The organism is Vibrio sp. R11-SG3-ISO9, assembly GCF_059834255.1.
Genome location: NZ_JCBDGU010000024.1, coordinates 18,529 through 43,612 on the forward strand (window position 1 = coordinate 18,529; position 25,084 = coordinate 43,612).

26 protein-coding genes and 1 other RNA gene are annotated in these 25,084 nt (G+C 45.5%); 17 read left to right on the top strand and 10 right to left on the bottom strand.

Annotation, left to right across the window (positions count from 1 at the left end):
• The first annotated feature begins 22 nt into the window (after positions 1 to 22).
• The 4 genes from epd to mscS all read left to right on the top strand — a co-directional run bounded on the left by epd (position 23) and on the right by mscS (position 4,851).
• Positions 23 to 1,057 carry an erythrose-4-phosphate dehydrogenase gene (epd, locus tag AC6R05_RS07000; protein ID WP_032549833.1) on the top strand — a complete coding sequence of 345 codons (1,035 nt, stop codon included), beginning with the start codon at positions 23 to 25 and terminating at the stop codon, positions 1,055 to 1,057.
• A gap of 151 nt (positions 1,058 to 1,208) precedes the next feature.
• A complete protein-coding gene (locus AC6R05_RS07005; RefSeq protein ID WP_032549832.1) occupies positions 1,209 to 2,372 on the top strand; it encodes a phosphoglycerate kinase in 1,164 nt (387 codons plus the stop codon).
• 152 nt (positions 2,373 to 2,524) lie between these two features.
• A complete protein-coding gene (fbaA, locus tag AC6R05_RS07010; RefSeq protein ID WP_032549831.1) occupies positions 2,525 to 3,601 on the top strand; it encodes a class II fructose-bisphosphate aldolase in 1,077 nt (358 codons plus the stop codon).
• A gap of 383 nt (positions 3,602 to 3,984) precedes the next feature.
• Positions 3,985 to 4,851 (top strand): small-conductance mechanosensitive channel MscS, encoded by an 867-nt coding sequence (mscS, locus tag AC6R05_RS07015; RefSeq protein WP_285467991.1) that lies wholly within the window; start codon positions 3,985 to 3,987, stop codon positions 4,849 to 4,851.
• Between the two features lie 99 nt (positions 4,852 to 4,950).
• On the opposite strand, the gene AC6R05_RS07020 is transcribed toward mscS, so the two are convergent.
• On the bottom strand, positions 4,951 to 5,580 hold the full coding sequence (locus AC6R05_RS07020; RefSeq protein WP_500646996.1) for a LysE/ArgO family amino acid transporter: 630 nt from the start codon (positions 5,578 to 5,580) through the stop codon (positions 4,951 to 4,953).
• A 142-nt stretch (positions 5,581 to 5,722) separates the two neighbouring features.
• On the opposite strand from AC6R05_RS07020, the gene AC6R05_RS07025 reads away from it, so the two are divergent.
• A complete protein-coding gene (locus tag AC6R05_RS07025) occupies positions 5,723 to 6,619 on the top strand; it encodes a LysR family transcriptional regulator ArgP (RefSeq protein WP_032549828.1) in 897 nt (298 codons plus the stop codon).
• Between the two features lie 110 nt (positions 6,620 to 6,729).
• Positions 6,730 to 7,443, top strand: a complete 714-nt coding sequence (locus AC6R05_RS07030) for an oxidative stress defense protein (RefSeq protein WP_500646997.1) — start codon at positions 6,730 to 6,732, stop codon at positions 7,441 to 7,443.
• A gap of 92 nt (positions 7,444 to 7,535) precedes the next feature.
• Here the strand turns inward: AC6R05_RS07030 and serA are convergent, their stop codons facing one another.
• The 5 genes from serA to zapA all read right to left on the bottom strand — a co-directional run bounded on the left by serA (position 7,536) and on the right by zapA (position 10,877).
• Positions 7,536 to 8,765 carry a phosphoglycerate dehydrogenase gene (gene serA, locus AC6R05_RS07035; RefSeq protein ID WP_032549826.1) on the bottom strand — a complete coding sequence of 410 codons (1,230 nt, stop codon included), beginning with the start codon at positions 8,763 to 8,765 and terminating at the stop codon, positions 7,536 to 7,538.
• A gap of 263 nt (positions 8,766 to 9,028) precedes the next feature.
• A complete protein-coding gene (gene rpiA, locus AC6R05_RS07040; RefSeq protein ID WP_032549825.1) occupies positions 9,029 to 9,685 on the bottom strand; it encodes a ribose-5-phosphate isomerase RpiA in 657 nt (218 codons plus the stop codon).
• Between the two features lie 82 nt (positions 9,686 to 9,767).
• Complete coding sequence (locus AC6R05_RS07045) at positions 9,768 to 10,367, bottom strand: 5-formyltetrahydrofolate cyclo-ligase (protein ID WP_500646998.1); 600 nt, start codon at positions 10,365 to 10,367, stop codon at positions 9,768 to 9,770.
• A 6-nt stretch (positions 10,368 to 10,373) separates the two neighbouring features.
• A non-coding RNA gene (gene ssrS / locus AC6R05_RS07050) (6S RNA) lies at positions 10,374 to 10,558 on the bottom strand.
• 10 nt (positions 10,559 to 10,568) lie between these two features.
• On the bottom strand, positions 10,569 to 10,877 hold the full coding sequence (zapA, locus tag AC6R05_RS07055) for a cell division protein ZapA (protein ID WP_032549823.1): 309 nt from the start codon (positions 10,875 to 10,877) through the stop codon (positions 10,569 to 10,571).
• 306 nt (positions 10,878 to 11,183) lie between these two features.
• Between zapA and AC6R05_RS07060 the strand changes: the two genes are divergently transcribed.
• Genes AC6R05_RS07060 through AC6R05_RS07070 form a run of 3 tightly spaced genes read left to right on the top strand, consistent with a single transcriptional unit; the run spans position 11,184 to position 14,196 of the window.
• Entirely contained in the window at positions 11,184 to 11,759 is a 576-nt protein-coding gene (locus AC6R05_RS07060; protein ID WP_500646999.1) for a YecA/YgfB family protein, read from the top strand.
• 23 nt (positions 11,760 to 11,782) lie between these two features.
• Positions 11,783 to 12,961 carry a 2-octaprenyl-6-methoxyphenyl hydroxylase gene (ubiH, locus tag AC6R05_RS07065; RefSeq protein WP_500647000.1) on the top strand — a complete coding sequence of 393 codons (1,179 nt, stop codon included), beginning with the start codon at positions 11,783 to 11,785 and terminating at the stop codon, positions 12,959 to 12,961.
• An 11-nt stretch (positions 12,962 to 12,972) separates the two neighbouring features.
• Positions 12,973 to 14,196, top strand: coding sequence for an FAD-dependent 2-octaprenylphenol hydroxylase (locus AC6R05_RS07070; RefSeq protein WP_032549820.1), 1,224 nt, complete (start codon positions 12,973 to 12,975; stop codon positions 14,194 to 14,196).
• 81 nt (positions 14,197 to 14,277) lie between these two features.
• Here AC6R05_RS07070 and AC6R05_RS07075 read toward each other — a convergent pair whose 3' ends face one another.
• The 3 genes from AC6R05_RS07075 to ygfZ form a co-directional block, all read right to left on the bottom strand.
• Positions 14,278 to 14,484, bottom strand: coding sequence for a DUF1107 domain-containing protein (locus tag AC6R05_RS07075; RefSeq protein ID WP_032549819.1), 207 nt, complete (start codon positions 14,482 to 14,484; stop codon positions 14,278 to 14,280).
• Positions 14,485 to 15,066: 582 nt separating this feature from the next.
• Complete coding sequence (locus AC6R05_RS07080; RefSeq protein WP_500647001.1) at positions 15,067 to 15,528, bottom strand: aminoacyl-tRNA deacylase; 462 nt, start codon at positions 15,526 to 15,528, stop codon at positions 15,067 to 15,069.
• 6 nt (positions 15,529 to 15,534) lie between these two features.
• The gene (ygfZ, locus tag AC6R05_RS07085; RefSeq protein ID WP_500647002.1) at positions 15,535 to 16,506 is read right to left on the bottom strand and encodes a tRNA-modifying protein YgfZ; all 972 of its coding nucleotides are present in this window, start codon (positions 16,504 to 16,506) and stop codon (positions 15,535 to 15,537) included.
• 168 nt (positions 16,507 to 16,674) lie between these two features.
• Between ygfZ and AC6R05_RS07090 the strand changes: the two genes are divergently transcribed.
• Both AC6R05_RS07090 and AC6R05_RS07095 read left to right on the top strand, forming a co-directional pair.
• Positions 16,675 to 16,935, top strand: a complete 261-nt coding sequence (locus AC6R05_RS07090) for an FAD assembly factor SdhE (protein ID WP_032549815.1) — start codon at positions 16,675 to 16,677, stop codon at positions 16,933 to 16,935.
• Positions 16,907 to 17,326 (top strand): protein YgfX, encoded by a 420-nt coding sequence (locus AC6R05_RS07095; protein ID WP_500647014.1) that lies wholly within the window; start codon positions 16,907 to 16,909, stop codon positions 17,324 to 17,326. The genes AC6R05_RS07090 and AC6R05_RS07095 overlap by 29 nt, the downstream gene beginning before the upstream one ends.
• 10 nt (positions 17,327 to 17,336) lie before the next feature.
• Here AC6R05_RS07095 and nadB read toward each other — a convergent pair whose 3' ends face one another.
• Positions 17,337 to 18,947: an L-aspartate oxidase gene (nadB, locus tag AC6R05_RS07100; protein WP_150869287.1), complete on the bottom strand. Its 1,611-nt coding sequence runs from the start codon at positions 18,945 to 18,947 to the stop codon at positions 17,337 to 17,339.
• Positions 18,948 to 19,336: 389 nt separating this feature from the next.
• On the opposite strand from nadB, the gene rpoE reads away from it, so the two are divergent.
• The 6 genes from rpoE (at position 19,337) to lepB (ending at position 25,082) form a co-directional block, all read left to right on the top strand.
• Entirely contained in the window at positions 19,337 to 19,915 is a 579-nt protein-coding gene (gene rpoE, locus AC6R05_RS07105; protein ID WP_032549813.1) for an RNA polymerase sigma factor RpoE, read from the top strand.
• A 26-nt stretch (positions 19,916 to 19,941) separates the two neighbouring features.
• Positions 19,942 to 20,583 (top strand): RseA family anti-sigma factor, encoded by a 642-nt coding sequence (locus tag AC6R05_RS07110; RefSeq protein WP_150893427.1) that lies wholly within the window; start codon positions 19,942 to 19,944, stop codon positions 20,581 to 20,583.
• Positions 20,580 to 21,545: a sigma-E factor regulatory protein RseB gene (gene rseB, locus AC6R05_RS07115; protein WP_032549810.1), complete on the top strand. Its 966-nt coding sequence runs from the start codon at positions 20,580 to 20,582 to the stop codon at positions 21,543 to 21,545. The genes AC6R05_RS07110 and rseB overlap by 4 nt, the downstream gene beginning before the upstream one ends.
• Positions 21,542 to 22,012, top strand: a complete 471-nt coding sequence (locus tag AC6R05_RS07120; protein WP_032549809.1) for a SoxR reducing system RseC family protein — start codon at positions 21,542 to 21,544, stop codon at positions 22,010 to 22,012. Before rseB ends, AC6R05_RS07120 begins: the two co-directional genes overlap by 4 nt.
• Before the next feature lie 134 nt (positions 22,013 to 22,146).
• Positions 22,147 to 23,940 (top strand): translation elongation factor 4, encoded by a 1,794-nt coding sequence (gene lepA / locus AC6R05_RS07125; RefSeq protein ID WP_150869442.1) that lies wholly within the window; start codon positions 22,147 to 22,149, stop codon positions 23,938 to 23,940.
• 245 nt (positions 23,941 to 24,185) lie between these two features.
• Complete coding sequence (gene lepB / locus AC6R05_RS07130) at positions 24,186 to 25,082, top strand: signal peptidase I (RefSeq protein WP_032549806.1); 897 nt, start codon at positions 24,186 to 24,188, stop codon at positions 25,080 to 25,082.
• The last annotated feature ends 2 nt before the right edge of the window (positions 25,083 to 25,084 follow it).

Consider the following 25,084-nt stretch of genomic DNA (forward strand, 5'->3'; position numbering starts at 1 on the left):
TTTTGGTTAGATGTATGGAACTATGCTAAAAGTCGCAATCAACGGATTTGGAAGAATAGGGCGCAATGTTCTAAGAGCGCTTTATGAAAGTGGCAAAAGCCAACAAATCAAAGTCGTCGCTGTTAATGAGTTAGCACAACCTGATGCTATGGCTCATCTGCTTCAATACGACACCAGTCACGGCCGTTTCGGCAAGAAAATCTCGAATGATCAAGAGCATATTTATATTCATCATGATAGTGGTGAAATTGATACTGTTCGTATTCTCCATTTAGCTGAAATTGACCTACTCCCTTGGCGCGATCTTGAAGTGGATATCGTGCTTGATTGTACCGGCGTGTATGGTTGCCGTGCCGATGGCCTCGCTCATATCGAAGCTGGCGCTAAAAAGGTGCTGTTCTCACACCCAGGTGCGAACGATCTCGACAACACTATTATTTATGGCGTTAATCACGACACCATCAAAGCCAGCGATCGCATTGTTTCCAATGGTTCATGTACCACCAACTGTATCGTACCCATCATCAAGGTTCTTGATGAGGCGTTTGGTATTGATTCTGGCACTATCACCACGATTCACTCGTCGATGAATGACCAGCAAGTGATTGACGCCTACCACTCGGACTTGCGTCGTACCCGAGCCGCGAGCCAATCTATTATTCCGGTTGATACCAAACTTCATAAAGGTATTGAGCGAATCTTTCCGAAATTTTCTAACAAGTTTGAAGCGATTTCTGTGCGAGTACCAACGGTTAACGTTACAGCAATGGATTTAAGTGTCACAATTAATACGAATGTGAAAGTTAATGACGTAAATCAAACCATTGTTAACGCATCTCAGTGTACATTACACAACATCGTTGACTATACTGAAGCGCCGCTCGTATCCATCGACTTTAATCATGATCCCCATAGCGCGATTGTGGATGGAACTCAAACCAGAGTGAGCAACGGCCACTTAGTAAAAATGCTAGTGTGGTGTGATAACGAATGGGGCTTTGCAAACCGAATGCTGGATACGGTACTTGCAATGCAAGCTTCTGACGGCGAGAAGTAAGGCCCGGAAGCAAATATGCGGATTATTTATTTTTAAGCTTGAAATAAATGCCAAGTATCCACATATTATGACCAGTTGAAGAATTTATAGGCTTAGCAGGGTTGCTGAGTTTCCAAAACTTTATATTTATTTAAATTTGAGAGGACAAATCATGTCTGTGATCAAGATGACTGACCTGGAACTAGCAGGTAAACGCGTATTTATCCGTGCTGACCTAAACGTACCAGTAAAAGACGGTAAAGTAACTTCAGATGCTCGTATCCTTGCATCTCTACCAACTATCAAGCTTTGTCTAGAAGCTGGTGCAAAAGTAATGGTTACTTCACACCTTGGTCGCCCAACGGAAGGCGAGTACAACGAAGAGTTCTCTCTACAACCTGTAGTTAACTACCTAAACGACGCTCTAGAGTGTGACGTTAAACTAGCAAAAGATTACCTAAACGGCCTAGAGCTGAACGCTGGTGAGCTTGTAGTTCTAGAAAACGTTCGCTTCAACAAAGGCGAGAAGAAGAACGAAGAAGAGCTATCTAAAGCATACGCATCTCTATGTGACATCTTCGTAATGGATGCATTCGGTACGGCTCACCGTGCACAAGCATCTACTCACGGTGTTGGTACTCACGCTCCTGTAGCATGTGCTGGTCCTCTTCTTGCTGCTGAGCTAGAAGCACTAGGTAAAGCAATGGATAACCCAGAGCGTCCACTAGTTGCTATCGTTGGTGGTTCTAAAGTTTCTACTAAACTGACTGTTCTTGAGTCTCTATCTAAAGTTGCTGACCAACTTGTAGTTGGTGGTGGTATCGCGAACACGTTCATCGCTGCTGAAGGCCACAACGTAGGTAAGTCTCTATACGAAGCAGACCTAGTTGAAACAGCTCAAAAGCTAATGAAAGAGTGTGCTATCCCAGTTGCAACTGACGTAGCATGTGCAAAAGCATTCGATGAGAACGCAGAAGCTGAAATCAAGCACGTTTCTGAAGTTGCAGACGACGACATGATCTTCGACCTAGGTCCTGAATCAACAGCGGCTCTAGCTGAAATCATCGGCAACGCTAAAACTATCCTTTGGAACGGCCCTGTAGGCGTATTCGAATTCAAGAACTTCGAAGCGGGTACAGCAGGTATCTCTAAAGCAATCGCTGAGTCTGCAGGTTTCTCTGTAGCAGGTGGTGGTGACACGCTAGCAGCTATCGACAAGTTCGGTATCAAAGCTGACGTTTCTTACATCTCTACTGGCGGTGGTGCTTTCCTTGAGTTCGTTGAAGGTAAAGTACTTCCAGCAGTTGCTATGCTAGAAGAGCGCGCTAAGGCGTAATGAATATGAAGGCGGGTGACTATACCCGCCTTTAACGTTTGCTGCACGTCACACTTTTTTGCTAGAATGGCATAAGTTGTGAGCAAACGTTTGCAAGTTTTTAAACTTAAGTTTTTTAATCTTAAAACGATAGAATAAATAGGACTATTTCCATGTCTAAGATCTTCGATTTTGTAAAACCTGGTGTAATTTCTGGCGATGACGTACAGAAAGTATTTGAAGTAGCAAAAGAAAATAAATTTGCTCTTCCAGCAGTAAACGTTGTAGGTACTGACTCTGTAAACGCAGTACTAGAAGCAGCTGCAAAAGTTAAGTCTCCAGTTGTTGTTCAGTTCTCTAACGGCGGTGCTGCTTTCTTCGCAGGTAAAGGCGTTAAACTTGAAGGTCAAGGCGCTCAAATCCTTGGTGCTGTAGCTGGTGCTAAATACGTACACGCTGTAGCTGAAGCTTACGGTGTTCCAGTTATCCTTCACACTGACCACGCTGCTAAGAAACTTCTTCCATGGATCGACGGTCTACTAGACGCTGGTGAAGAGTTCTTCGCTCAAACTGGTAAGCCTCTATTCTCTTCTCACATGCTAGACCTTTCTGAAGAGTCTCTAGAAGAGAACATCGAAACATGTGCTAAGTACCTAGAGCGCATGGCTAAAATGAATATGACAATCGAGATCGAACTTGGTTGTACTGGTGGTGAAGAAGACGGCGTTGATAACTCTGATATGGACGCATCTGAGCTTTACACTTCTCCAGAAGACGTTGCTTACGCATACGAGAAGCTAAGCGCTGTTAGCCCACGTTTCACTATCGCTGCATCTTTCGGTAACGTACACGGTGTATACAAGCCAGGTAACGTTGTTCTAACTCCAACTATCCTACGTGACTCTCAAGCATACTGTGCAGAGAAGTTCGGTATCGCACCTAACGCTCTAAACTTCGTATTCCACGGTGGTTCTGGTTCTACTGAAGCAGAAATCCAAGAGTCTATCGGCTACGGTGTTATCAAAATGAACATCGATACTGATACACAGTGGGCTACATGGGATGGTATCCGTGCATACGAAGCGGAAAACCGTGACTACCTACAAGGTCAAATCGGTAACCCAACTGGCGAAGACGCGCCAAACAAGAAGTACTACGATCCACGTGTATGGCTACGTGCTGGTCAAGCTTCTATGGTTACTCGTCTTGAGAAAGCATTCGCTGACCTTAACGCTGTAGACGTACTATAATTCTTCTGAATTAAGTAACGCTAAAGTTTGAAAACCCGCTCATTGAGCGGGTTTTTTTGTGCCTGATAAAAACTTGTATGAAATATGTGAAAACTCTAGCGTACGGTGAATAAATTTCGTAGTCTTTTAATTATCGGTATTTGTGTTTATGCGTAAGTTTCCTTTATTCAAGAGCTTACATAAATATGACTTTGCAATCTGTCAAAGATAGGATATCGTGCCGAAAAACAGGGGTAGAGCCCCTGTTTAGTAAAAAGGACTTAGCCAATATTTGTTTTTAAAGTGATGATTTCGTTATATAAAATGAAGTGATTTTCGCTTTAGTTACGGAGTTTGGTTTAAGGCAGTTTAGCTCATAGCATATTACATAGAGGATGCTCATTATGGCTGAAAGCTCTACCGAATTTGAGACCCCAATTGTGGATGGTCTTTCAAATGCAGAACAGTGGTTAACGAATAACTCAGATCTCTTTATTCAATACGGTGTAAACATCATTTCAGCACTGGTTATCCTATTTATCGGTAATATTATCGTTAAAGCGGTAGCGAATAGTGTCTCTAAAGTGCTTCAGAAGAAGAAGATGGACCGAGCTGTCGTTGAGTTTATCCACGGCTTAGTTCGTTACTTGTTGTTTGTTATTGTTCTGATTGCCGCTCTTGGTCGTTTAGGTGTTCAAACCGCGTCAGTGGTTGCTGTAATTGGTGCGGCTGGTCTAGCTGTCGGTCTTGCTCTGCAAGGCTCGCTATCTAACTTCGCCGCTGGTGTACTGATTGTTGCATTCCGTCCATTCAAGTCTGGTGACTACGTTGAGATTGGTGGTGTAGCGGGTTCTGTAGATTCGATTCAGATTTTCCAAACGGTTCTAACAACACCAGACAACAAGATGGTTGTAGTACCAAACGGCAGCGTTATCGGTAGCCCAATCACGAACTACTCTCGTCATGCGACACGTCGTATCGATCTGATGATTGGTGTTTCTTACGGTGCTGATCTACAAAAGACCAAAGAGCTTCTGACTAAGATCTGTGAATCAGATGAACGTGTATTGAAAGAGCCAGGTGTTCAAGTTGGTGTTCATACTCTAGCGGATTCTTCAGTTAACTTCGTGGTTCGTCCATGGGTTAAAACAGAAGAGTACTGGGGAGTGTATTTCGACCTAATGCAAGCGATCAAAGAAGGCTTGGATAAAGAAGGTATCGAAATCCCATTCCCACAAATGGATGTTCACATGAACAAAGTAGAAGCTTAATCTTGAATTAGCTTCTACAGCGATAAGCTTTTGAAAGGAAAGGCGGATAACTTAGGTTATCCGCCTTTTTGTTTGATTGGCATTTTAACAATGATGTGATTACAAGTATTGTTCAATCAAGCCGTTAGCTAGCACTGCTGCAATCGTAAACATCATGGTCGCGACAGCGATATCAATGCCTTTTTTCACTTTTGGTTTTGACAGTGTTGGGCCTAGTTTAGCTGCGCCTAGTGAGAGCGAGTAGAACCACACAAATGACGCAAGGATTGTCCCCAAAGCGAAAGCAAGACGATCGTTACCTTCAAATTGGCCGCCAATCGAGCCTAAGATAACTACAGTGTCTAGATACAAGTGAGGGTTTAGCACGGTCACTGCCAGCGCCCCTAGGATCACGGTACGCTTACCACGAGCTAATACCTCTCCCTTTGATTCCTTGTCTGATGGTGCTTTAAAAGCACTGCGCAACGACAACAAACCATAGACAGTTAGGAAAGCGATACCACCCAGAGTTACCGAAGTTAGTAAGACTTCATTCTGCGACAAGATAGCACCACCACCAAAGATACCTAACGAGATAAATAGGGTGTCGAGCAAGCTACAAATCGTTGCTGTAGTTAAATGGTGATTGCGCTTAATACCTTGATTCAAGACATAGGCATTCTGCGCACCAATAGGAATAATCATGCTCGCACCTAATCCAAATCCTTGTAATAAAACCCAAAAACTCATTTTAACCTCCACGTAATCTATTGAACCCTTAGTTTTAGAGAGAAGATACGCTTAGATGTTGAATAAGTATAATTAATGATTTTAATCTAATATTAGGCAAGCTTATACTGGCTGAGTGCATCCACATTTAGGAGGAAAAACCGTGCGAGGAATGGATTATAAATGGTTAGAAGCCCTTGATTCTGTTGTGAATCAGCGAAGTTTTGAGCGAGCAGCAGAGCATCTCTATATCTCTCAGTCTGCGGTATCACAACGCATTAAGCAGCTCGAGAAATGGCTTGCGCAGCCGGTATTGATTCGTGAAACACCACCTCGACCAACACCTGCGGGCAAGAAACTGTTGGGGTTATATCGAAGAGTGCGCCTACTTGAACATGAGCTCGTCCCCGAATTGATGAACGAAGAGAGTAGCCAAGCGCTGTCAGTTTCAATTGCGACCAATGCAGATAGTCTCGCGACTTGGTTATTGCCAGCACTGTCGGATGTAATGAAAACGCGACAAGTCGAGTTGAATATGGCTATCCATGGCGAAGCGAGGACCATCGCTAAACTCAAGAATGGGGAGGTTGCTGGCGCGATCAGTTTGGAGTCTCAAGCGATTCCAGGATGTCGCGCAGATTATTTAGGTCGGATGGATTATGTCTGTGTCGCAAGCCCTGAATTTTATCAGCGTTATTTCTCTGAAGGCGTTAACTACGCAACCCTCAAGCGTGCACCAGCTGTCTCTTATGATCAGTATGATGATCTGCATAAGAAGTTTCTTCATGACCACTTTAATGTGCCAAGAGATGCCGTGATTAATCATACGGTGGGTAGCTCAGAAGCATTTGTTCGGATTGCCATGTCTGGCGTCGCTTACTGTTTGATTCCGCGTTTACAGATCGTTGAGGAGTTAGAGTCGGGCTCGTTGATTGATATCACGCCGGGGTTCCTGCTCTCTTATCGGATCTATTGGCATCACTGGCAGCTGGAGAGTGGGGTACTCAAAGAGATTTCCCAGGCCATTCTTAACTATGCGCATCAACACCTTCCTCAGTAAGCTGACGGTTTTTGCAGCGTAAAAGTTATGTAAGAAGTTCAATATCCTCATTGGTATCACGATAAATTACTCTATGATGATAAGACATTTGCTTAGCATGGGTTTTCCTAATGAAATTAGTTCCAAAAATGTTAGCGACATCTCTTACTCTTACTGCAGCTCTGAGTGTTATCAGTTTCCCATCATGGGCTGAGGTGACCAGCTTTCCTCATCTTTCAACGACCGGTTACGGTGAAGTCGTTGCCAAGCCAGACATGGCTACTTTCTCTGTTAAGGTGGTTGAGTCGACCATGACAGCCGAGCAAGCAAAGGGCACGGTAGACAGAGTCGTTACCGCTTTTCTGAACAAGCTAGAAGAAGCTGGCATTGATAAAACCAGCATTCAAAGCTCTAACCTATATCTTGCGCCTCAGTACCATTATCCAAAAGAGGGTAAACCAGAACTTGTGGGTTACCGAGCATCACGTAATGTCACAGTGCAGGTTGAAGATTTAGCAAACCTGAATCGCTACTTGGATATTGCGCTAAGCGAAGGAATTAATCAGGTGGATAACATCCAGCTGCAAGTTCGAGATCAGGCTAAGTATCAAGAGATGGCTCGTTTAGAAGCGATTAAAGATGCGCAGACTAAAGCTAAGTCTTTAGCGAATGGTTTTGATAAAGAGCTCGGTGATGTGTGGCGCATTGATTATAACGCACAGTACGCACAACCGGTTTTGATGCGCTCGATGGCTATGGATTCAAGAACAGAATCTAATTCATATCAAGATTCGACAATCACCATTCGTGATCGTGTTGATGTAATTTATCAGCTTGAAGAGTAATTGGATCATCATGATCTAATTGCCTACAGTAGGCCAAATACTAAAAAGGCTCTCGTAATGAGAGCCTTTTTTACATCAGCTAAACGGAGAGATTAGTGAAGTAGACGAGCACGGATCGTGCCTTCAATCTCTTTCAGTTTCAGCAGTGCTTCTTCAGAGCGATCCGCTTCAACATCAATGACTACGTAACCCATGTCAGCTGCCGTTTGTAGATACTGACCCGCAATGTTAATGCCTTCTTCAGCGAAGATGGTGTTGATTTGAGTCAGGATACCTGGACGGTTTTCGTGGATGTGCAGCAGGCGTGATGTACCTGTATGCAGCGGTAAAGATACCTCTGGGAAGTTAACACTTGATAGCGTTGAACCGTTGTCTGAGTACTTAGCCAGTTTACCCGCTACTTCTACACCGATGTTCTCTTGCGCTTCCTGAGTAGAACCACCTACGTGCGGTGTTAGGATCACGTTGTCGAACTGCATTAATGGTGACTCAAATGGGTCAGCATTAGTTTTAGGTTCTGTTGGGAATACATCAATCGCTGCACCACCTAAGTGACCCGAATCAAGTGCACCGCATAGTGCTGGGATATCTACAACCGTACCACGCGCAGCGTTGATGAAGATAGCGCCCGGCTTCATGCGGTCGAATTCCTCTTTACCCATCATGTTCTTGGTTTCGTTTGTTTCAGGAACATGCAGAGAAATTACATCACACTTATTCAAAAGCTCAGTCATAGTATGAACTTGCGTTGCATTACCTAGCGACAGCTTGTTCTCGATGTCGTAGAAGTAAACGCGCATACCTAAGTTTTCAGCAATGATACCTAGCTGAGTACCGATGTGGCCGTAACCGATGATACCTAAGCGTTTACCACGCGCTTCGTAAGAGTTGTCTGCACTCTTTTTCCAAATACCACGGTGCGCAAGTGCGTTCTTCTCTGGAATACCACGTAGAAGTAGAAGTACCTGACCTAGCACCAGCTCAGCAACACTACGTGTGTTTGAGAAAGGTGCGTTAAACACAGGCACACCGCGCTTAGCCGCAGCATCTAGGTCAACTTGGTTAGTACCGATACAGAAACAGCCGATTGCAACCAGCTTCTCAGCTGCATCGATGACTTCTTGGGATAGATTTGTACGAGAACGGATACCAATAAAGTGCGCATCTTTAACTGCTTCTAGTAGCTCTTCTTCAGGTAGGGAGCCTTTATGATATTCAATATTGGTGTAACCGGCGGCTTGTAGTACTTCAACTGAAGAAGGGTGAAGTCCCTCTAACAGCAGAATTTTAATCTTATCTTTTTCCAGTGAAACTTTGGCCATTGTTCTCGTCCTTTAAAATGGAAAGGTTGGGCAAATGCGGCGCACGTGCTACAAAATGGCTTAAGGGGATAAAACTAACCATTTTGTTAGGAGACAAACGTTTTCCCTGTGCGTCTTCTGAACAATAAAGTAACAAAAAAAAAATGATTTGGGTAAGAAAATTACGGAATAAGCCATAATTTTACAGAAGCTAAGCAAAAAAAACGGTGCCCTTAGGCACCGTATGTAATGAAGTAACAGAAAGTAGCACTATTACTGGTTTGTTATTCTTCGATTTTTGCGCCTTCAGGGGTGCCTGTAATGACAACATCAGCACCACGGTGAGCAAATAGACCAACAGTTACAACACCAGCAATTCCGTTAATGATGTCTTCCATCTGTTTTGGATTTTCAATCGCCATGCCGTGCACGTCTAAGATCACGTTGCCGTTATCTGTGATACAGCCTTCACGGTAAACCGGGTCACCACCCAGTTTTACAAGCTCGCGCGCTACGTAAGAGCGAGCCATAGGGATAACTTCTACTGGCAGTGGGAACTTGCCTAGTACGTCAACGGCTTTAGTGCCATCAACAATACAAACAAATTTTTCAGAGATTGCAGCAACAATCTTTTCGCGAGTAAGGGCTGCGCCGCCGCCTTTAATCATGTCACGAGTTGGGTTGATTTCGTCTGCGCCATCAACGTAGATGTCGAGTTTCGCAACGTCGTTACACTCATACACTTTGATCTCTAGTTCTTCTAGACGTTGTGTAGATGCTACAGAGCTAGAAACGGCACCTTTAATCTTGTCTTTCATAGTGCCTAGTGCGTCGATGAAGTGATTTACTGTAGAGCCAGTACCAACACCCACAATGCTGCCTTCTTCAACATACTGAAGTGCTGCCCAACCAGCCGCTTTTTTCATTTCATCTTGAGTCATGCCAATCTCCTGAATAGGTCGTGCTTTTTTGAATAAATAGAGCGTACGTGTAAGTTAACGTTTGCGGGCGGATTATAGCGCTTTAGCCATCAATTTCCCATTGCCAAGTTTTACTCGGAGTCACGATTTTAGGTAACGGGATGTCCCAGTTTTCGGTAGGTAGCTGCTCAACGTGCTGACAATCATGAGCAAGCCCGATGGGTGTGGCTCCAACGCCAGTTTGAAACCAAGGTGCTAACGTGCGGTCGTAGTAGCCACCACCCATGCCTAAGCGGTGCCCATCGGAGTCAAAGCCAACCAGTGGTGTAAAGATAATATCGAGCTCACGCACGGGTTTAACCTGAGTTTGGTCGAGCTTGGGTTCCACAATGCCATATTTATTGTGCACCGTTGGTGTATCCGCCGCGTAGCGCAAGAATAGGAGATGTCCTTCCGAAAAAGGGTGCAGTACTGGAAGGTAGACTTCTTTGCCTTGTGACCATAGCCATTCGATCAGCGGCTGTGTATCAAGCTCACCGTCAGTAGATATATAGAGGGCGATATGTTGTGCTTTATGGATATCGTTTAAGGCTGAACAACGTTCAACGAGATCTAAGCCAGCTTGCTGCTGTTCAAGAGTAGAGAGTGCTTTACGTTTCTGTCGGATGAGAGTGCGAAACTCATTACGAGTGAGCGTCTTCATAAGAAGGGATACCCCAAAGTGCCGTTGAGAATAGATGGCCCTTGAACCAGCGAGTTCAAGGCGGATCAGCAATGATTACCGTAGGCTTCTCGGTACGGGCCGAGCATGCTCAATAGTACTCAAGTACTAACCCTTAGGGATTGCTTATCGGCTCGGGGACGTGAATCCTCTGACAAACACTCCAGGGTAAATTTGTGTACGCTATTGCTGTCCGTGCTTAACCTTACTGAGTACATCTGAAAGCGATGCAGTGAGCTTTTCCATGCGCTCGGTCAGTGCGTTTTGTTCGTCGTTAGCTTCGAACTTCTTCGTCTGTAGCTCATAACAGATGTTAAGAGCAGCGATAGTTAGCAGCTTAACTTCATTGGTTACCTTAGTACGTTCAGCCATCTCTTTCAATCGATTATCAAGATCGGCCGCCGCTGCGATTAATGACTCTTCTTGCCCTGCAGGACAATTAACTCGAGTCAATTTACCTAATATTTCAACGTCTACCGCTTGATTACTCATGATGGATGAACTCTTTAACGCGCTATTCTAAGGCCGTTGCCCTTTGTCATTATGAGAAAGAAAAAGTGCCAGCACCGATGAGGAAGCTAACTCCTCTGAGGAGGAAACTATAGGTAAACCGCTATTAAGATTCAAGCTTTTCAGGGTGACTGTTTGTAAATGAGAGCTTGAGCACACAGTAATTCAGCAAATTGAACATTTGGTAGTCACTCTTGCTGTAATTGCTAAGGATCTTCGCTTACTAGAATTGGGGTGAAGTGGTACGATTAATAGATTGATATAAAGAACAACTGAGCGAGTTATCTGATGAGCGAAACTACTTTACCTGACTACCTAACGGTTGCAACTGAATTGCAATCAGCAAGCCTTGCTGTAACGCCTGCAGAAATGCATGGCCTATTAACAGGGATGCTGAGCGGTGGGTTAAGCCTTGCAGATAAAAGCTGGCAGCCTTTGATCTTCGATTACACCAACGACGGAATGGGTTGGCCGGATCGCGCACTGACATTGGCAGAAGCAACGCTGAAAGTAACAACCAGTGAAATTACGGGCTCAGGCATGGAGCTTTCTATGCTGCTTCCGGACGAAGACGCGAGTGCAAGCCTATTTGATCTGGCGGATGGTGTATCAGATTGGATTAACCACTTTATCTCAGGTTTAGGCTTGGTTGGTGCGCAACTGAACAAAGCGTCAGATGAGACCAAAGAAGCATTGGCTGATCTAGAAGAGATGGCAAAGTTAGGCATCGATGAAGACGACGACCTAGACGAGCAAGCACACCTACTTGAACAGGTTATTGAACACGTTAAAGCTTGTGCATTAACGATTCATGCTGAGTTCGGTGCTCGTCCATCAGAAGATAGCGCACCAACCATTCACTAATTGTTTCGAGTTTAGAGGTCACGATGGCTCAATTTGATGTGGTAATTGCTGGTGGAGCAATGGCAGGCGCAACACTTGCTTTAGCCCTCAACCAGTTAAGTCAACGCTCTTTATCGATAGCTGTGGTTGAACCGTATCAGGTTGACCATAGTGCTCACCCTGGGTTTGATTCTCGCTCTATCGCACTCTCTTACGGAACGGTGCAGATTTTAGAGTCTCTCCAATTGTGGTCATCGATCTTACCGGTAGCGACGGCGATCAAAGATATTCATGTCTCAGACCGCGGTCATGCAGGGATGACGGATATCTTTAGCGAACAGCTCGCAGTGGATGCCCTAGGCTACGTGGTAGAACTTGCTGATGTTGGGCGTATCTACCAAGAGAAACTTGAGGCTGAAAGCAATATCACTCTGTTTTGTCCATCCTCGGTGAGTGAGATTACTCGCTATCTTGAGCATACGGATATTGAACTGAGTTGTGGCGAGACGATTTCTACGAAGTTGTTGGTTGCGGCTGATGGTGCCATCTCGACTTGCTGTGAGCGTTTAGGTATTACTCTGAACGAGCACGACTTTGGTCAGGTTGCCGTTATCGCAAATATTGTCGCGAACGAACCGCATGCTGGACGTGCGTTCGAGCGCTTTACTGAGCATGGCCCAGTCGCGTTATTACCGATGACTGATAACCGTTTGTCTTTAGTTTGGTGTCTGCCACCAGAACAAGCTGAGAAAGTAATGGCGTTAGATGAAACGGCCTTTCTGGAGCAACTTCAAGACGCCTTTGGTTGGCGCCTAGGCAAGTTGGAAAAGGTAGGACAGAGGGCGAGTTACCCGTTGATTTTGCGTCATCGACAACAGAACATCTCCCATCGATTCGCGATTGTTGGCAATGCCGCACAAACCCTACACCCAATTGCGGGACAAGGATTTAACCTCGGCATTCGCGATGTTGCGTCGCTAGCGGAAGAGGTATGTGGGCAACTGGATGACGCAGGCCACTACTCAGGGTTGACACGCTTTAGAAAACGTCGAGAGTCGGATCGTGAAACCACGATTTCACTCACTTCAGGTCTGGTTCACCTGTTTTCAAATGACTGGCCAGCTACACGCTTAGGTCGTAATCTCGGATTGGCAGCAATGGATAACATCTCACCCCTTAAAGGCCCTTTATTGCGCCACACGCTAGGCTTGGTTGAGAGATAAGGTAGAAAATAATGATGCAAAGTGTTGATATCGCTATTGTTGGCGGTGGCATGGTTGGATTGGCATTAGCCGCAGCCCTTAAAGATAGTGATCTAAGAATCGCTGTGATTGAAGGCAAAGCGCCGAGCGAAGGATTGAATGAACTGCCGGATGTTCGTGTGTCGGCATTGAGCCGTTCAAGCGAAGTGATATTACGTAATCTAGGCGCATGGCGCGGTATTGAACAGCGACGTGCTGCACCTTATCAAGCGATGGAAGTGTGGGAGCAAGACAGCTTCGCACGCATCGAGTTTGATTCCACTCGTCTGGCGCAGCCAAATCTTGGTCATATTGTTGAGAACCGAGTGATTCAACTGGCACTGTTGGATCAAGTGAAAAAGCAGGACAATGTGAGCTTGTATATGCCAGCTACATGCCAATCTTTGGCTATTGGTGAAAGTGAAGCTTGGCTGACTCTAGATAATGGTCAGGCATTGACGGCCAAGCTGGTTGTTGGAGCTGATGGCGCAAACTCATGGGTTCGCAGACAGCAAGATATCCCACTCACACATTGGGACTATGGGCACAGCGCGATAGTGGCAAACATTCGCACTGAATCTGCGCATGACAGTGTTGCGCGTCAGATCTTCACACCGCAAGGTCCATTGGCGTTTTTGCCAATGCAGTCGCCAAATATGAGCTCAATCGTATGGTCAACTGAGCCGAATCGTGCCGAGAAATTGGTATCGATGTCCGAACAAGAGTTCAACAAGCACCTAACTACAGAGTTTGATGCCAAGCTTGGTTTATGTAGCGTAGTCGGTGAGCGCTTTGCCTTCCCACTTCGTATGCGTTATGCGCGTGACTTTGCCGTGGAGCGTGTTGCTTTGGTCGGTGATGCTGCCCACACCATTCATCCATTGGCAGGCCAAGGCGTGAATCTTGGTTTGCTTGATGCTGCGAGTCTAGCGCAAGAGTTGATCAAGTTGTGGCAAGCGGGTGAAGACATCGGAACTAAGCGTAATCTACGCAGCTACGAACGCTGGCGTAAGGCTGAAGCGGCGAAAATGATTGCTTCGATGCAGGGCTTTAAAGACCTGTTTGAAGGAGACAACCCAGCTAAGAAGTTGATTCGTGGTTTGGGGATGAAACTCGCTGGACAGCTGCCTGGGGCAAAAGACGAAATCATGAAACGTGCACTAGGTTTAACCGGTAATCTACCGGAGCTTGCTAAGCGACCAATAAGCACCAATTAATGATAAATGCTCAGGTTTCTAGAAACGCAAAAGGGTTGGCAGTGCCAACCCTTTTCTGTATTCAGTCGATAATTATGTTGATTAAGCGTAAGCGCACCTTAGCTTCATAATTTCATTGTTTATCTCTTTGACGGTATCAAAATGGCGCTTTTCAGCCCTCTCTGGCAGAACCAGTTTACCGTTATCAAATTCAAATTTCCCAACGCCGTAAATGTAGATTCGTCCTTTAAAAAGTCGACTTACATGTTTAGCAATCATACCGGGTGTATAGCGCTTAAACAGTCTCATTTTTTCTTATCCTTATCTTTACCTAGCCAGCATATTATAGAAAATCTCCGGGGGAATAATTGTGATAAGCGTGGAGTAATATGCAGTAGAGTTGTCTCTTTGTAGATATTTGTGCTGCAGTAAGCAGATTTACTAGCAAATATCGTTTTTATCGTGAGCTTCTCCTCAAAAACAGTCGGTTTAGTGAACTGCCTGCTGACTTTCCTGTCTGGGCTTTAGGCAGCGCACTGTTAGCAAAGTTAAGAATAGGCGTAAATTCTTTATTTGTGTAATAAAAGTGTAAATTTTTTGCATAAAAAAAGCCCGTTCAAAAACGGGCGAATAGTCACAGATGCATTACACAAAAGTGGATGACTGACGTTACTCAGTGGATTCACTTTGACTGGTTAGTTATCGCTTTGATTAAAACCTAACCAGTGAATGTAGACTACCCTAGAATAGTCTTCTTGACTAGTTATGCTTTAATTTTGACTAAATATATTTTCTGGTCGGTCTGGTAAATATGATAAATGTCTCAATTATTATGAGAATTTTCATACATAGCTTAGTGCTTTTGAGATTAAGATCGATCTGTAATTGAGGCTATTTGCAGATCTCGGCTTCAATTGGCGCACATAGGTTCATAAGATCGTTGAGATCAAGGGCGATCCCAGCCATTCGCTCACCAGAACTGATCGTGACAATTTTATTCTGTTGAAGAGAGCGATCAAAAATGATCGGCATATAGCGCTTAAGTGCTAGTGGGCCAACACAACCGACTTTAAAGCCAGTGACCGTTTCAACATCTTGTTGGGATACACAGGTCATTCGGCGGCAATTGAGCACGGCTCGCACTTTTTTGGGATCAATTGACTTGTCGCCCGGTGCACACGCTAGCGCGTATTGGTTGCCCATATCTCGCAGCAGAATACATTTGACCATTTGTGACGGTTCAATACCTCTAGCCTGCGCTGTCTCTTCAATCGAAGTGGTTTCTTTATCTTGCAATAGCAGGCGGTAGGCCACCTGCTGTTGATCTAACCAATCTGTAATTACCGTTTTCAAAGGGAATTACTCTTCTTCCAAGCTATAAGGTAGCGGTTGGATAGTCCATTTGTGTTCTGGTTGCTCGGCAAGGCGCAGTTCAACATCATCATCTAAATTATTCGGTAGAACAATCAGGCCAATAGCTGTGTTATCAGAGAATTGGTAGACATTCAGGAGACGGCCAGCACCACGCCAGTTTTCACCTACGCTGCGCTCTAGTTCAATCGCTGAATCCAACGTTAGTGGCTGCTCGGTCGTACCAGATACAATGCGCATTTCACGCTTGTTCATGCCACGGTATTTCGCGCGTGCTACTGTCTCTTGGCCAGTGTAACAACCCTTGCTAAAACTGATGCCGCCAATCGCTTGTAAGTTCAGCGCTTGCGGGATGTGTTCATTCTGCTCTGCTGCAGACAGCTTTGGTTGAGCATCCATGATCTCAAAGTACTGCCACAGCGTTTCGGAAACTTTTTCAGCTGAGTTACTCTCAACTAATGTTTGTGCTGCTTCAGAAGTCACAAGTAGCGCCCAACGAGAATCCGCGACTTTCACAGCGCTACCGCCTTCGATCGCACGTACATTGCCACGCTCTTCAGAAAGGGTATCGATAAAGCTATCCGCTTGAGAACCCATGATGCCAAGGACAACGTCTTCAGTCTGCTCAATGGTTACCTTAGAGAATACCGCGTACTTTTTGATTTCCTGAAGCTCAACTTCAATCGCTGACTTTGGTTGGAGTAGGGCGTAACCATCATTGTGGTGGAATAGGCGGAAAATGCTCCACACTTTACCTTTTGCATCACAGTGTGCGCCTAGCGTTGACTCATCACTCGCTAGCTGTACTACGTCGCACGTTACTTGACCTTGTAGGTAAGACTTCTTGTCGTCGCCTACCATAGTAATCGCACCCCAGTCAGAGATGTGTGTCACCATCACTTCTGGAAGTGTGTCGTTGTGCGTGTGATTAAGTGGTTGAAACGTGTTTTTCCAATCCATTTTGCCTTTCCTGAGAAATTTGATTTGTGTCTATGTTAATCCGGTTCGTTTTTTTTGTCAGCCTAGGTTTTTTTGTGAGCTGAGATAGGGACTGAGACGACTATGCTAGTTGCAGCGCTTATGAGTTGTTACACTCGAAGAGAGAAAAATAATAGGTGAGGATAACCAATGTACACTGCAGAGCAGAAAGCACGAATTAAATGGGGCTGCCGTCGCGGTATGTTAGAGCTTGATGTAGTCATCATGCCCTTTTTTGAGGAATGTTTTGATTCATTGCAAGAGCAGGAGCAACGTGATTTTGTTTCGCTACTAGAGTGTGATGATCCCGATCTGTTTACATGGGTGATGGGTCACGGTCGTAGTGAAAACCTAGGTCACGCATCAATGGTCGACAAAATTGTTGCACACAACCTCAGCAAGGTTCGTTAAGCTCAAGCTTAGCCCTTCGTATTACGCATTATTCGCAAAAGGCGCCACTCTGTGGTGCCTTTTGTTTTTTGTCATTACGTCAAATATCCCTCTTGTTGTCACTCCTTGCATCTTCGCACTGCTGTACCTGATGATGCGCGATAATAAAATTGGCTGGCCAATAGCGACGGGTGCGATAGAGCTTAGACCTAACCAAGAGATAACGGTCAATGGGCAGAAACGTGTTCTTCAATCAAGCGATACCATTTTCCGTTCTCTGTTCGTGATGTTGAAGTTCAGTGAAGGTGAGCCAGTCATTGTATGGCGGGATAGCTTTCGTGAAGCGGACTATCGTTATTTATTGGTGTGGCTAAAAACAAAAAGGGAGCATCATGCTCCCTTTAAGTCGTAATTTTTTCGCCTTAGTTTTTGTTCGGCGTCAGAATTGTTGGACCGCTGTCTTCAGCCAGTTCAGGGTAGTCCAGCGTATAGTGCAGACCGCGGCTCTCTTTACGTTGCATCGCACAGCGCACCATTAGCTCAGCAACTTGCAGTAGGTTACGCAGCTCTAGCAGGTTATTTGAAACCTTAAAGTGACTGTAGTATTCGTGAGTTTCTTGCTGCAGCATCTGAATACGGCGCATAGCGCGCTCAAGACGCTTATCAGTACGTACGATACCCATGTAATCCCACATAAATAGACGCAGTTCATGCCAGTTGTGTTGGATGATAACCTCTTCGTCACTGTTGGTCACTTGGCTCTCATCCCATGCTGGTAGCGCTGCACACAGTTGAGACTGTTCGATGTTCTCTACGATGTGTTTTGCTGCGGACCAAGCGTAAACGACACACTCTAGTAGTGAGTTTGACGCCATGCGGTTCGCACCGTGAAGACCGGTGTAGCTTACCTCACCAATCGCGTAGAGGTTTTGCAGGTCGGTTTGGCCATCCTTGTTCACCATCACGCCACCACAGGTGTAGTGCGCAGCAGGAACAATTGGAATCGGCTCTTTGGTCATATCGATACCCAGATCCATCAAGCGCGTGTGAATCATTGGGAAGTGCGCAGTAATGAACTCTTCGGGCTTGTGGCTGATATCCACATACATGCAATCGGCACCAAGACGCTTCATCTCAAAGTCAATCGCGCGAGCTACCACATCACGAGGGGCTAGCTCACCACGTTCGTCGAAATCTTTCATGAAGCGAGTGCCGTCAGGGCGGCGTAGGTACGCACCTTCACCGCGAAGAGCTTCAGTTAACAAGAAGTTACGAGCTTCAGGGTGGAATAGACAGGTCGGGTGGAACTGGTTGAACTCAAGGTTCGCAACACGACAACCTGCACGCCAAGCGATCGCAATACCATCACCAGAAGAGACATCTGGGTTGGATGTGTACTGGTAAACTTTCGAGGCACCGCCAGTGGCAAGTACCACGAATTTCGCGCGAACGGTTTCTACTTGCTCTTGGTTGCGGTTCCAAATGTAGGCACCGATAACTTTATCTTTTGAGCCACCGATTTTATCTTCAGTGATCAAGTCGAGGGCATTATGGCGCTCGAAGATCTCAATGTTTGGGTGGTTATTAACGTTGTCTTGCAGAGAGGTCTGCATTGCCATGCCGGTTGCATCTGCCGCGTGTAGGATACGTCGGTGACTGTGGCCGCCTTCACGAGTCAGGTGGTATTTAGGCTGACCTTCAGTGCTGTTTTCGTCTTTATCGAAAGGCACACCGCCATCGATTAGCCATTGCACACACTCTTTAGCATTCTCAGCAATGAATTGAACGGTGTCTTCTTCACATAACCCAGCGCCAGCAATTTGCGTATCTTCAACGTGCGACTCAATGCTGTCTGATTCGTCAAATACGGCCGCGATACCACCCTGTGCGTAGTACGTCGATCCTTCGCTACGTGGTCCTTTGCTTAATACGATTACTTTTGCATGTTCAGCGACGCGTAAGGCTAATGACAAGCCAGCAGCACCACTCCCCACCACTAATACATCACATTGATGTTCACGGTTTGCGTTCATAAAACTTTTTAAATCCCGGGCTATAGTCGAGTTGTCCACTCTAAATTGACGTTGTCTTGTTTTAGGAGGGCTTTAACGACTGTTATACTCAGTCTCAATGAGTCCTTAAAGACAATGCAGAATCAAGATATAGACAGCTATCTAGAAATATTTAATTGCTCAATACCATTGCTTTTGCTTAAGTTTCCCCAAATTGATAGGGGTAGCTATTTTTATTACATCACATTGTGAAACAATAATGGCAAATAATTTTAAGAAAGTTGGAACTTTCCTTATTTGACCTAGTCACAATAGTGCTCATGTAGACAGTGGTGTCAATACTACATTTCGCATAATTAGTACCCATATCTGAGAAGGTAAGGGTGATAACAATAGGAGTACCCGCTCGAATGAACGAGCAGCTAACCGATCAAGTGTTGATTGAGCGAGTTCAGAGTGGAGATAAGCAAGCATTTAACCTGTTAGTGGTTAAGTATCAAAACAAAGTTTGCAATCTTATCTCTCGCTACGTGAATAATTCCGGTGATGTGGCTGATGTGGCACAGGAAGCGTTTATAAAGGCTTACCGCGCGATACCAAACTTTAGAGGCGAGAGTGCCTTCTACACATGGTTGTACCGAATTGCCGTGAACACAGCAAAAAATCACATAGTTGCACAGAGCCGTAGGCCTCCTGCAACCGATGTAGATGCAGATGATGCAGAATATTTTGAAACTGGCAGCGCACTGAAAGAAATTTCGAACCCTGAGAACTTAACGCTGTCGAAAGAATTGAAAGAAGTAGTTTTCGGAGCGATTGAAGCGCTACCGGAAGACTTGAAAACTGCAATGACCTTACGCGAACTTGAAGGCTTGAGTTACGAAGAGATTGCAGAAGTAATGGATTGCCCTGTAGGAACCGTACGTTCGCGTATTTTCCGTGCTCGTGAAGCGGTGGAAAAGAAAATTAAACCTCTTTTGCAGCGCTAAAACTTGTAATAATTATGGTGAAAATAATGGCTGATAAAGAAAAGCTTTCGGCACTCATGGATGGTGAAACGATCGATAAAGCTCTGATTGCAGAGCTGGAGTCCGATCAAGAAAGCAAGGATACCTGGCAGAGTTACCATTTAATCGGTGATGTCATGCGAGGCGATGCGCCAGAAACGCTAGAGTGGAACATTGCGGATAGTGTTGCTGCGGCGCTTGAGAATGAGCCTGCGCACAACAAACTCAACAATGTGCATTCATTGCGCCCAGAGCAGACACAAACTGTTGCTCCAGAAGTGCAAGAAGAACAACCTAAACCTCAACAAGCAAAACGCCAGATGCCAGCTTGGCTGCAGCAGTTTGGTCAAGTTGCCGTTGCGGCTTGTGTGTCGTTGGCGGTTATTTTGGGTGTTCAACAGTATGGTGGTAGCGATCCAGCCGCACCTGAAGCAGAACAACTGCCTGTACTGCAAACTATCCCGTTTGCCGGTTCGGTAGAGCCAGTAAGCCTAACTCGTGAATCTGTTGAGAAACCGGTAACAGATGCTAACTTGCAAGAGCAGCGCAAGCGCGTACACGCTATGTTGCAAGATTACGAGTTGCAATTGAGATTAAACAACGACGCGTCGACTGAAAATGAGTCGCGTCTAGAATCGGATATTGAATGAAGAAATTCCTGGTCAGTGCACTGACACTGTTCAGCTTGATCTCTCCAAGCGCCTTTGCAGAAGAGCCCTCTGCAAAGGCCTTATTGCATCAAATGAACGAGGCCAGTCAGCATTTAAATTACGAACTTTCCTACATACTGATTAAGAAGAGCAGTATTGAACCGCTCTTGTATCGTCATGCCGTAAGTGACGAGCAACAACTCGCTCACCTTGTCTACCTAAGTGGCCCCGTACGCGAAGTAATTCGTCGCGGCAACGAAGTCAGCTACATCGAACCAGGTACTGAACCTTTTACGATTGAGTCTGGCAATATGGTTGCGCCAGTTATTCCGATGTTGAACAACGACATTGATATCCTGAACGAGTATTACGACTTCGTGAAGGTAGGGCGTGCGCGTGAAGCCGGTACGACAACGCAAGTGTTGCGTGTGGTGCCAAAAGACGGCCTGCGTTACTCCTATGTTCTTTGGGTTGATGAGAACACGAACCTGCCTCTACGAGCGGATCTGCTCGACCGAGATGGTGAAATTCTAGAGCAGTACCGTACGATTTCCTATGTGGTTAACGACAAGATTGCAGAAGCTATGGCAGGGCTGAACAACGCTCAGCTACCGAAAGTGCTCTCTTTACCCGATGGTGTAGTGGGGGAAAGCGATTGGCGTGTCTCTTGGATTCCTGATGGATTTGAAGCGAAAGAGCTAAACCGCTACCCAATGGCAACAACCAATAAGATGGTTGAAAGCCAGATGTTTAGTGACGGTCTATTTAGCTTCTCGGTTTATATCTCAGACAGAGATGAGCACTCTCTTAAAGGTCAGCTTGTGCGCCAAGGTCGTCGTACCCTGCATAGCTTAGTGAGTGGTGATAATGAGATCTCTGTAGTCGGAGATATTCCTCCTGCAACCGCGCAGCGTATCGCACAATCGGTGCAATTTGCTGCTAATCAAGGTACAAGCCAATGATGACCGCATTGGCTACAGTGAGTGCCGTTGAGAAACAGGGCGCTCACTATCATGTGCAATTGAGCTGCGAGCAGCAGACCAGTTGCAGCAGCTGTTCCTCTCAAAAGAGTTGTGGCACTGGTATCGTGACCAAAGCCGTTGGCAATAAGTCCCTTTTCTGGCAATTAACGACCAAGAACCTTGTGAAAGCTGGACAAATCGTCGAGATAGGTTTTCCTGAAAGGAGTCTGCTGGAGTCGGCAGCTCTAGTGTACCTCGTTCCATTGTTCATGATGATGCTCGGTGCTGCCTTTGGTCAGCTGCTGTTAGCGCCTTTACTTGGAGTCGGAGAGGGCGCAGTTATTCTGTCTGCTGCTATATTTACAGCTGGTGGTATTGCCCTTGCAAAACGTTTGGCCAAACCAATGGAAGACAAATCGAAGCAGCAAGTGGTGTTGATTCGAATCCTTGGTGAGCCGCTTGTCTAATTTATGATGCGTATTGCGGTTAAATTGGGTAGAATCTGCCAACTTGATTGAAATGCCGCCACCGCAGTCTATGAAACGCGGTCGATACGCGGCTTTCTTACCGTCCTAATTTAAAGAGTTTGTCACACCAAATTATGAAGCACATTCGTAACTTTTCGATTATCGCCCACATCGACCATGGTAAGTCGACCCTATCTGACCGTCTAATCCAAGTTTGTGGAGGATTAAGCGATCGTGAAATGGCTGCGCAAGTCCTTGATTCGATGGATCTGGAGCGTGAACGTGGCATCACTATCAAATCTCAGAGTGTGACTCTTAACTACACTGCTAAAGATGGTGAAACTTATCAATTAAACTTCATCGATACTCCAGGACACGTTGACTTCGCATACGAAGTATCTCGTTCTCTAGCCGCTTGTGAAGGTGCGCTACTGGTTGTCGATGCGGGTCAGGGTGTAGAAGCTCAGACACTAGCAAACTGTTACACAGCGATCGAAATGGATCTGGAAGTTGTGCCAATCCTAAACAAGATTGACCTTCCTGCTGCGGATCCAGAGCGCGTATCTGAAGAGATCGAAGAGATCGTTGGTATCGACGCGATGGAAGCGACTCGCTGTTCTGCGAAAACTGGTATTGGTGTTGACGATGTACTAGAAAACATTGTTTCAGCGATCCCTGCGCCAGAAGGCGATCCAGATGCGCCGCTACAAGCACTGATCATTGACTCTTGGTTCGATAACTACCTTGGTGTTGTATCGCTAGTACGTATCAAGAACGGTTCTCTAAGAAAGAACGACAAGATCAAAGTAATGAGTACTGGTCAAGTTTGGGGGGTAGACCGTCTAGGTATCTTCACACCAAAACAGGTTGATACCGAAGTTCTGCAAACTGGCGAAGTAGGCTGGGTTGTATGTGGTATTAAAGACATCCTTGGTGCACCAGTAGGTGATACGCTGACACTGGCTAAAAACGGCTGTGAAACGGCACTACCGGGCTTTAAGAAAGTAAAACCACAGGTATACGCAGGTCTATTCCCTGTATCATCTGACGATTACGAAAACTTCCGTGATGCACTAGGCAAATTGAGCCTAAACGATGCATCACTATTCTACGAGCCAGAAAACTCTGCAGCTCTAGGTTTCGGTTTCCGTTGTGGCTTCCTTGGTATGCTTCACATGGAGATCATCCAAGAGCGTCTAGAGCGTGAATACGACCTAGACCTGATTACAACTGCGCCAACCGTAGTTTACGAAGTTGAAAAAACTGACGGCACACTGCTTTACGTAGATAGCCCGGCTAAGCTTCCGGCTATTAACGATATCGATGAGATTCGTGAGCCAATCGCGCGTTGTAATATCCTAGTGCCATCAGATTACCTAGGTAACGTAATCACACTGTGTGTTGAGAAGCGTGGTGTGCAGGTTGATATGATTTATCACGGTAACCAAGTAGCGGTTGTTTACGATATTCCAATGGCTGAAGTGGTACTGGACTTCTTCGACCGTCTGAAGTCAACATCTCGTGGCTACGCGTCACTGGATTACAACTTCCAACGCTTTGAAGCGTCTAACATGGTTCGTGTAGACGTTCTTCTAAACGGCGACACTGTTGATGCACTAGCAATGATTACCCACAAAGATCAGTCTCAGACTCGCGGTCGTCAGCTAGTTGAGAAGATGAAAGAGTTCATCCCTCGTCAGATGTTCGATATTGCAATTCAAGCGGCTATCGGTAACCACATCATCGCTCGTTCAACAGTTAAGCAGCTGCGTAAGAACGTTATCGCGAAATGTTACGGTGGTGACGTGAGTCGTAAGAAGAAGCTTCTGAAGAAACAGAAAGAAGGTAAGAAGCGTATGAAGCAGATCGGTAACGTAGAGCTGCCTCAAGAAGCGTTCTTAGCAATTCTTCACGTTGGCAAAGACTAGTATCAATCGTACTAACTAACTGCTAAATATTACTGGTTAAAATCGCTTATTTCGTTGTTGCAAAGATTTGTAATTAGGCCCACTAGTCACTGCACTTTGCGCCTAGAACTAAGCGATTTTTCCTGCGTAATCTTTCAAGCATCTAGTCAGTGTGATTGATAACAATTAGAAATATTAAGTAGAGTGAAAGAGTTATACTCTTTCACTTTCGTTATTTTTAAAGAAATGAAATTTAAGGGATATAAATGGCTAATACATTTTCGCTTATTTTAGTGATCGTAACCTTAGTGACTGGCGTTGTATGGGCGTTAGAGAAGTTTGTTTGGGCTAAGAAGCGCCAATTGAAACTGGCTAGCGTTACCGCTCAAACTAACGGTTTAGATGCTGAAACCAGTGCAAAAGTGACGGCTCAGCCTTGGTGGGTTGAAAATAGCGTATCCATTTTCCCTGTAATTGCATTTGTTTTGGTGCTGCGTTCATTTATCTATGAACCGTTCCAAATCCCATCGGGCTCGATGATGCCAACCCTACTTGTAGGTGACTTTATCCTAGTTGAGAAATACGCTTACGGTCTAAAAGACCCAGTGTGGCGCACTCAACTGGTAGAAACAGGCAAGCCTGAGCGTGGTGACTCAATCGTATTCAAATACCCGCCACAGCCAAACATTGACTACATTAAACGTGTGGTTGGCTTGCCGGGCGATATGATTCGTTACAACAGTAATAAAGAGCTGTGTATTCAAACCAAAGGCACACAAGGCTGCAAACCTGTGAAGCTGAGTAACGTTGAAGAGAGCCAATTTATTCAAGACGGTGTGCCACTTATCCAACTCAATGAGAAGTTGGGTGACGTTGAGCACCAAGTTTTAGTTAACCCACTGCGTCGTGACCGTGTGCAATCGTACCAGCCTCGTCCAGGTGTTAACGAGTGGGTTGTTCCAGAAGGCCAGTACTTTGTAATGGGTGATAACCGTGACAACAGTGCAGATAGCCGTTACTGGGGCTTTGTCCCTGAAGAAAACCTAGTAGGTAAAGCGGTTGCGATTTGGATCAGCTTTGAATTCGAGCGCAGCTCAGACAGTGTTTTACCTTCTTGGATCCCAACTGGTGTGCGTTTTAACCGCATCGGTGGCATTAATTAATC

Bases quoted from the DNA above. Each gene is read 5' to 3' on its own strand.
- epd (WP_032549833.1), top strand. From the start codon at position 23: ATGCTAAAAGTCGCAATCAACGGATTTGGAAGAATAGGGCGCAATGTT.
- AC6R05_RS07005 (WP_032549832.1), top strand. From the start codon at position 1,209: ATGTCTGTGATCAAGATGACTGACCTGGAACTAGCAGGTAAACGCGTA.
- fbaA (WP_032549831.1), top strand. From the start codon at position 2,525: ATGTCTAAGATCTTCGATTTTGTAAAACCTGGTGTAATTTCTGGCGAT.
- mscS (WP_285467991.1), top strand. From the start codon at position 3,985: ATGGCTGAAAGCTCTACCGAATTTGAGACCCCAATTGTGGATGGTCTT.
- AC6R05_RS07020 (WP_500646996.1), bottom strand. From the start codon at position 5,580: ATGAGTTTTTGGGTTTTATTACAAGGATTTGGATTAGGTGCGAGCATG.
- AC6R05_RS07030 (WP_500646997.1), top strand. From the start codon at position 6,730: ATGAAATTAGTTCCAAAAATGTTAGCGACATCTCTTACTCTTACTGCA.
- serA (WP_032549826.1), bottom strand. From the start codon at position 8,765: ATGGCCAAAGTTTCACTGGAAAAAGATAAGATTAAAATTCTGCTGTTA.
- rpiA (WP_032549825.1), bottom strand. From the start codon at position 9,685: ATGACTCAAGATGAAATGAAAAAAGCGGCTGGTTGGGCAGCACTTCAG.
- AC6R05_RS07045 (WP_500646998.1), bottom strand. From the start codon at position 10,367: ATGAAGACGCTCACTCGTAATGAGTTTCGCACTCTCATCCGACAGAAA.
- zapA (WP_032549823.1), bottom strand. From the start codon at position 10,877: ATGAGTAATCAAGCGGTAGACGTTGAAATATTAGGTAAATTGACTCGA.
- AC6R05_RS07060 (WP_500646999.1), top strand. From the start codon at position 11,184: ATGAGCGAAACTACTTTACCTGACTACCTAACGGTTGCAACTGAATTG.
- ubiH (WP_500647000.1), top strand. From the start codon at position 11,783: ATGGCTCAATTTGATGTGGTAATTGCTGGTGGAGCAATGGCAGGCGCA.
- AC6R05_RS07070 (WP_032549820.1), top strand. From the start codon at position 12,973: ATGATGCAAAGTGTTGATATCGCTATTGTTGGCGGTGGCATGGTTGGA.
- AC6R05_RS07075 (WP_032549819.1), bottom strand. From the start codon at position 14,484: ATGAGACTGTTTAAGCGCTATACACCCGGTATGATTGCTAAACATGTA.
- ygfZ (WP_500647002.1), bottom strand. From the start codon at position 16,506: ATGGATTGGAAAAACACGTTTCAACCACTTAATCACACGCACAACGAC.
- AC6R05_RS07090 (WP_032549815.1), top strand. From the start codon at position 16,675: ATGTACACTGCAGAGCAGAAAGCACGAATTAAATGGGGCTGCCGTCGC.
- nadB (WP_150869287.1), bottom strand. From the start codon at position 18,947: ATGAACGCAAACCGTGAACATCAATGTGATGTATTAGTGGTGGGGAGT.
- rpoE (WP_032549813.1), top strand. From the start codon at position 19,337: ATGAACGAGCAGCTAACCGATCAAGTGTTGATTGAGCGAGTTCAGAGT.
- AC6R05_RS07110 (WP_150893427.1), top strand. From the start codon at position 19,942: ATGGCTGATAAAGAAAAGCTTTCGGCACTCATGGATGGTGAAACGATC.
- rseB (WP_032549810.1), top strand. From the start codon at position 20,580: ATGAAGAAATTCCTGGTCAGTGCACTGACACTGTTCAGCTTGATCTCT.
- AC6R05_RS07120 (WP_032549809.1), top strand. From the start codon at position 21,542: ATGATGACCGCATTGGCTACAGTGAGTGCCGTTGAGAAACAGGGCGCT.
- lepA (WP_150869442.1), top strand. From the start codon at position 22,147: ATGAAGCACATTCGTAACTTTTCGATTATCGCCCACATCGACCATGGT.
- lepB (WP_032549806.1), top strand. From the start codon at position 24,186: ATGGCTAATACATTTTCGCTTATTTTAGTGATCGTAACCTTAGTGACT.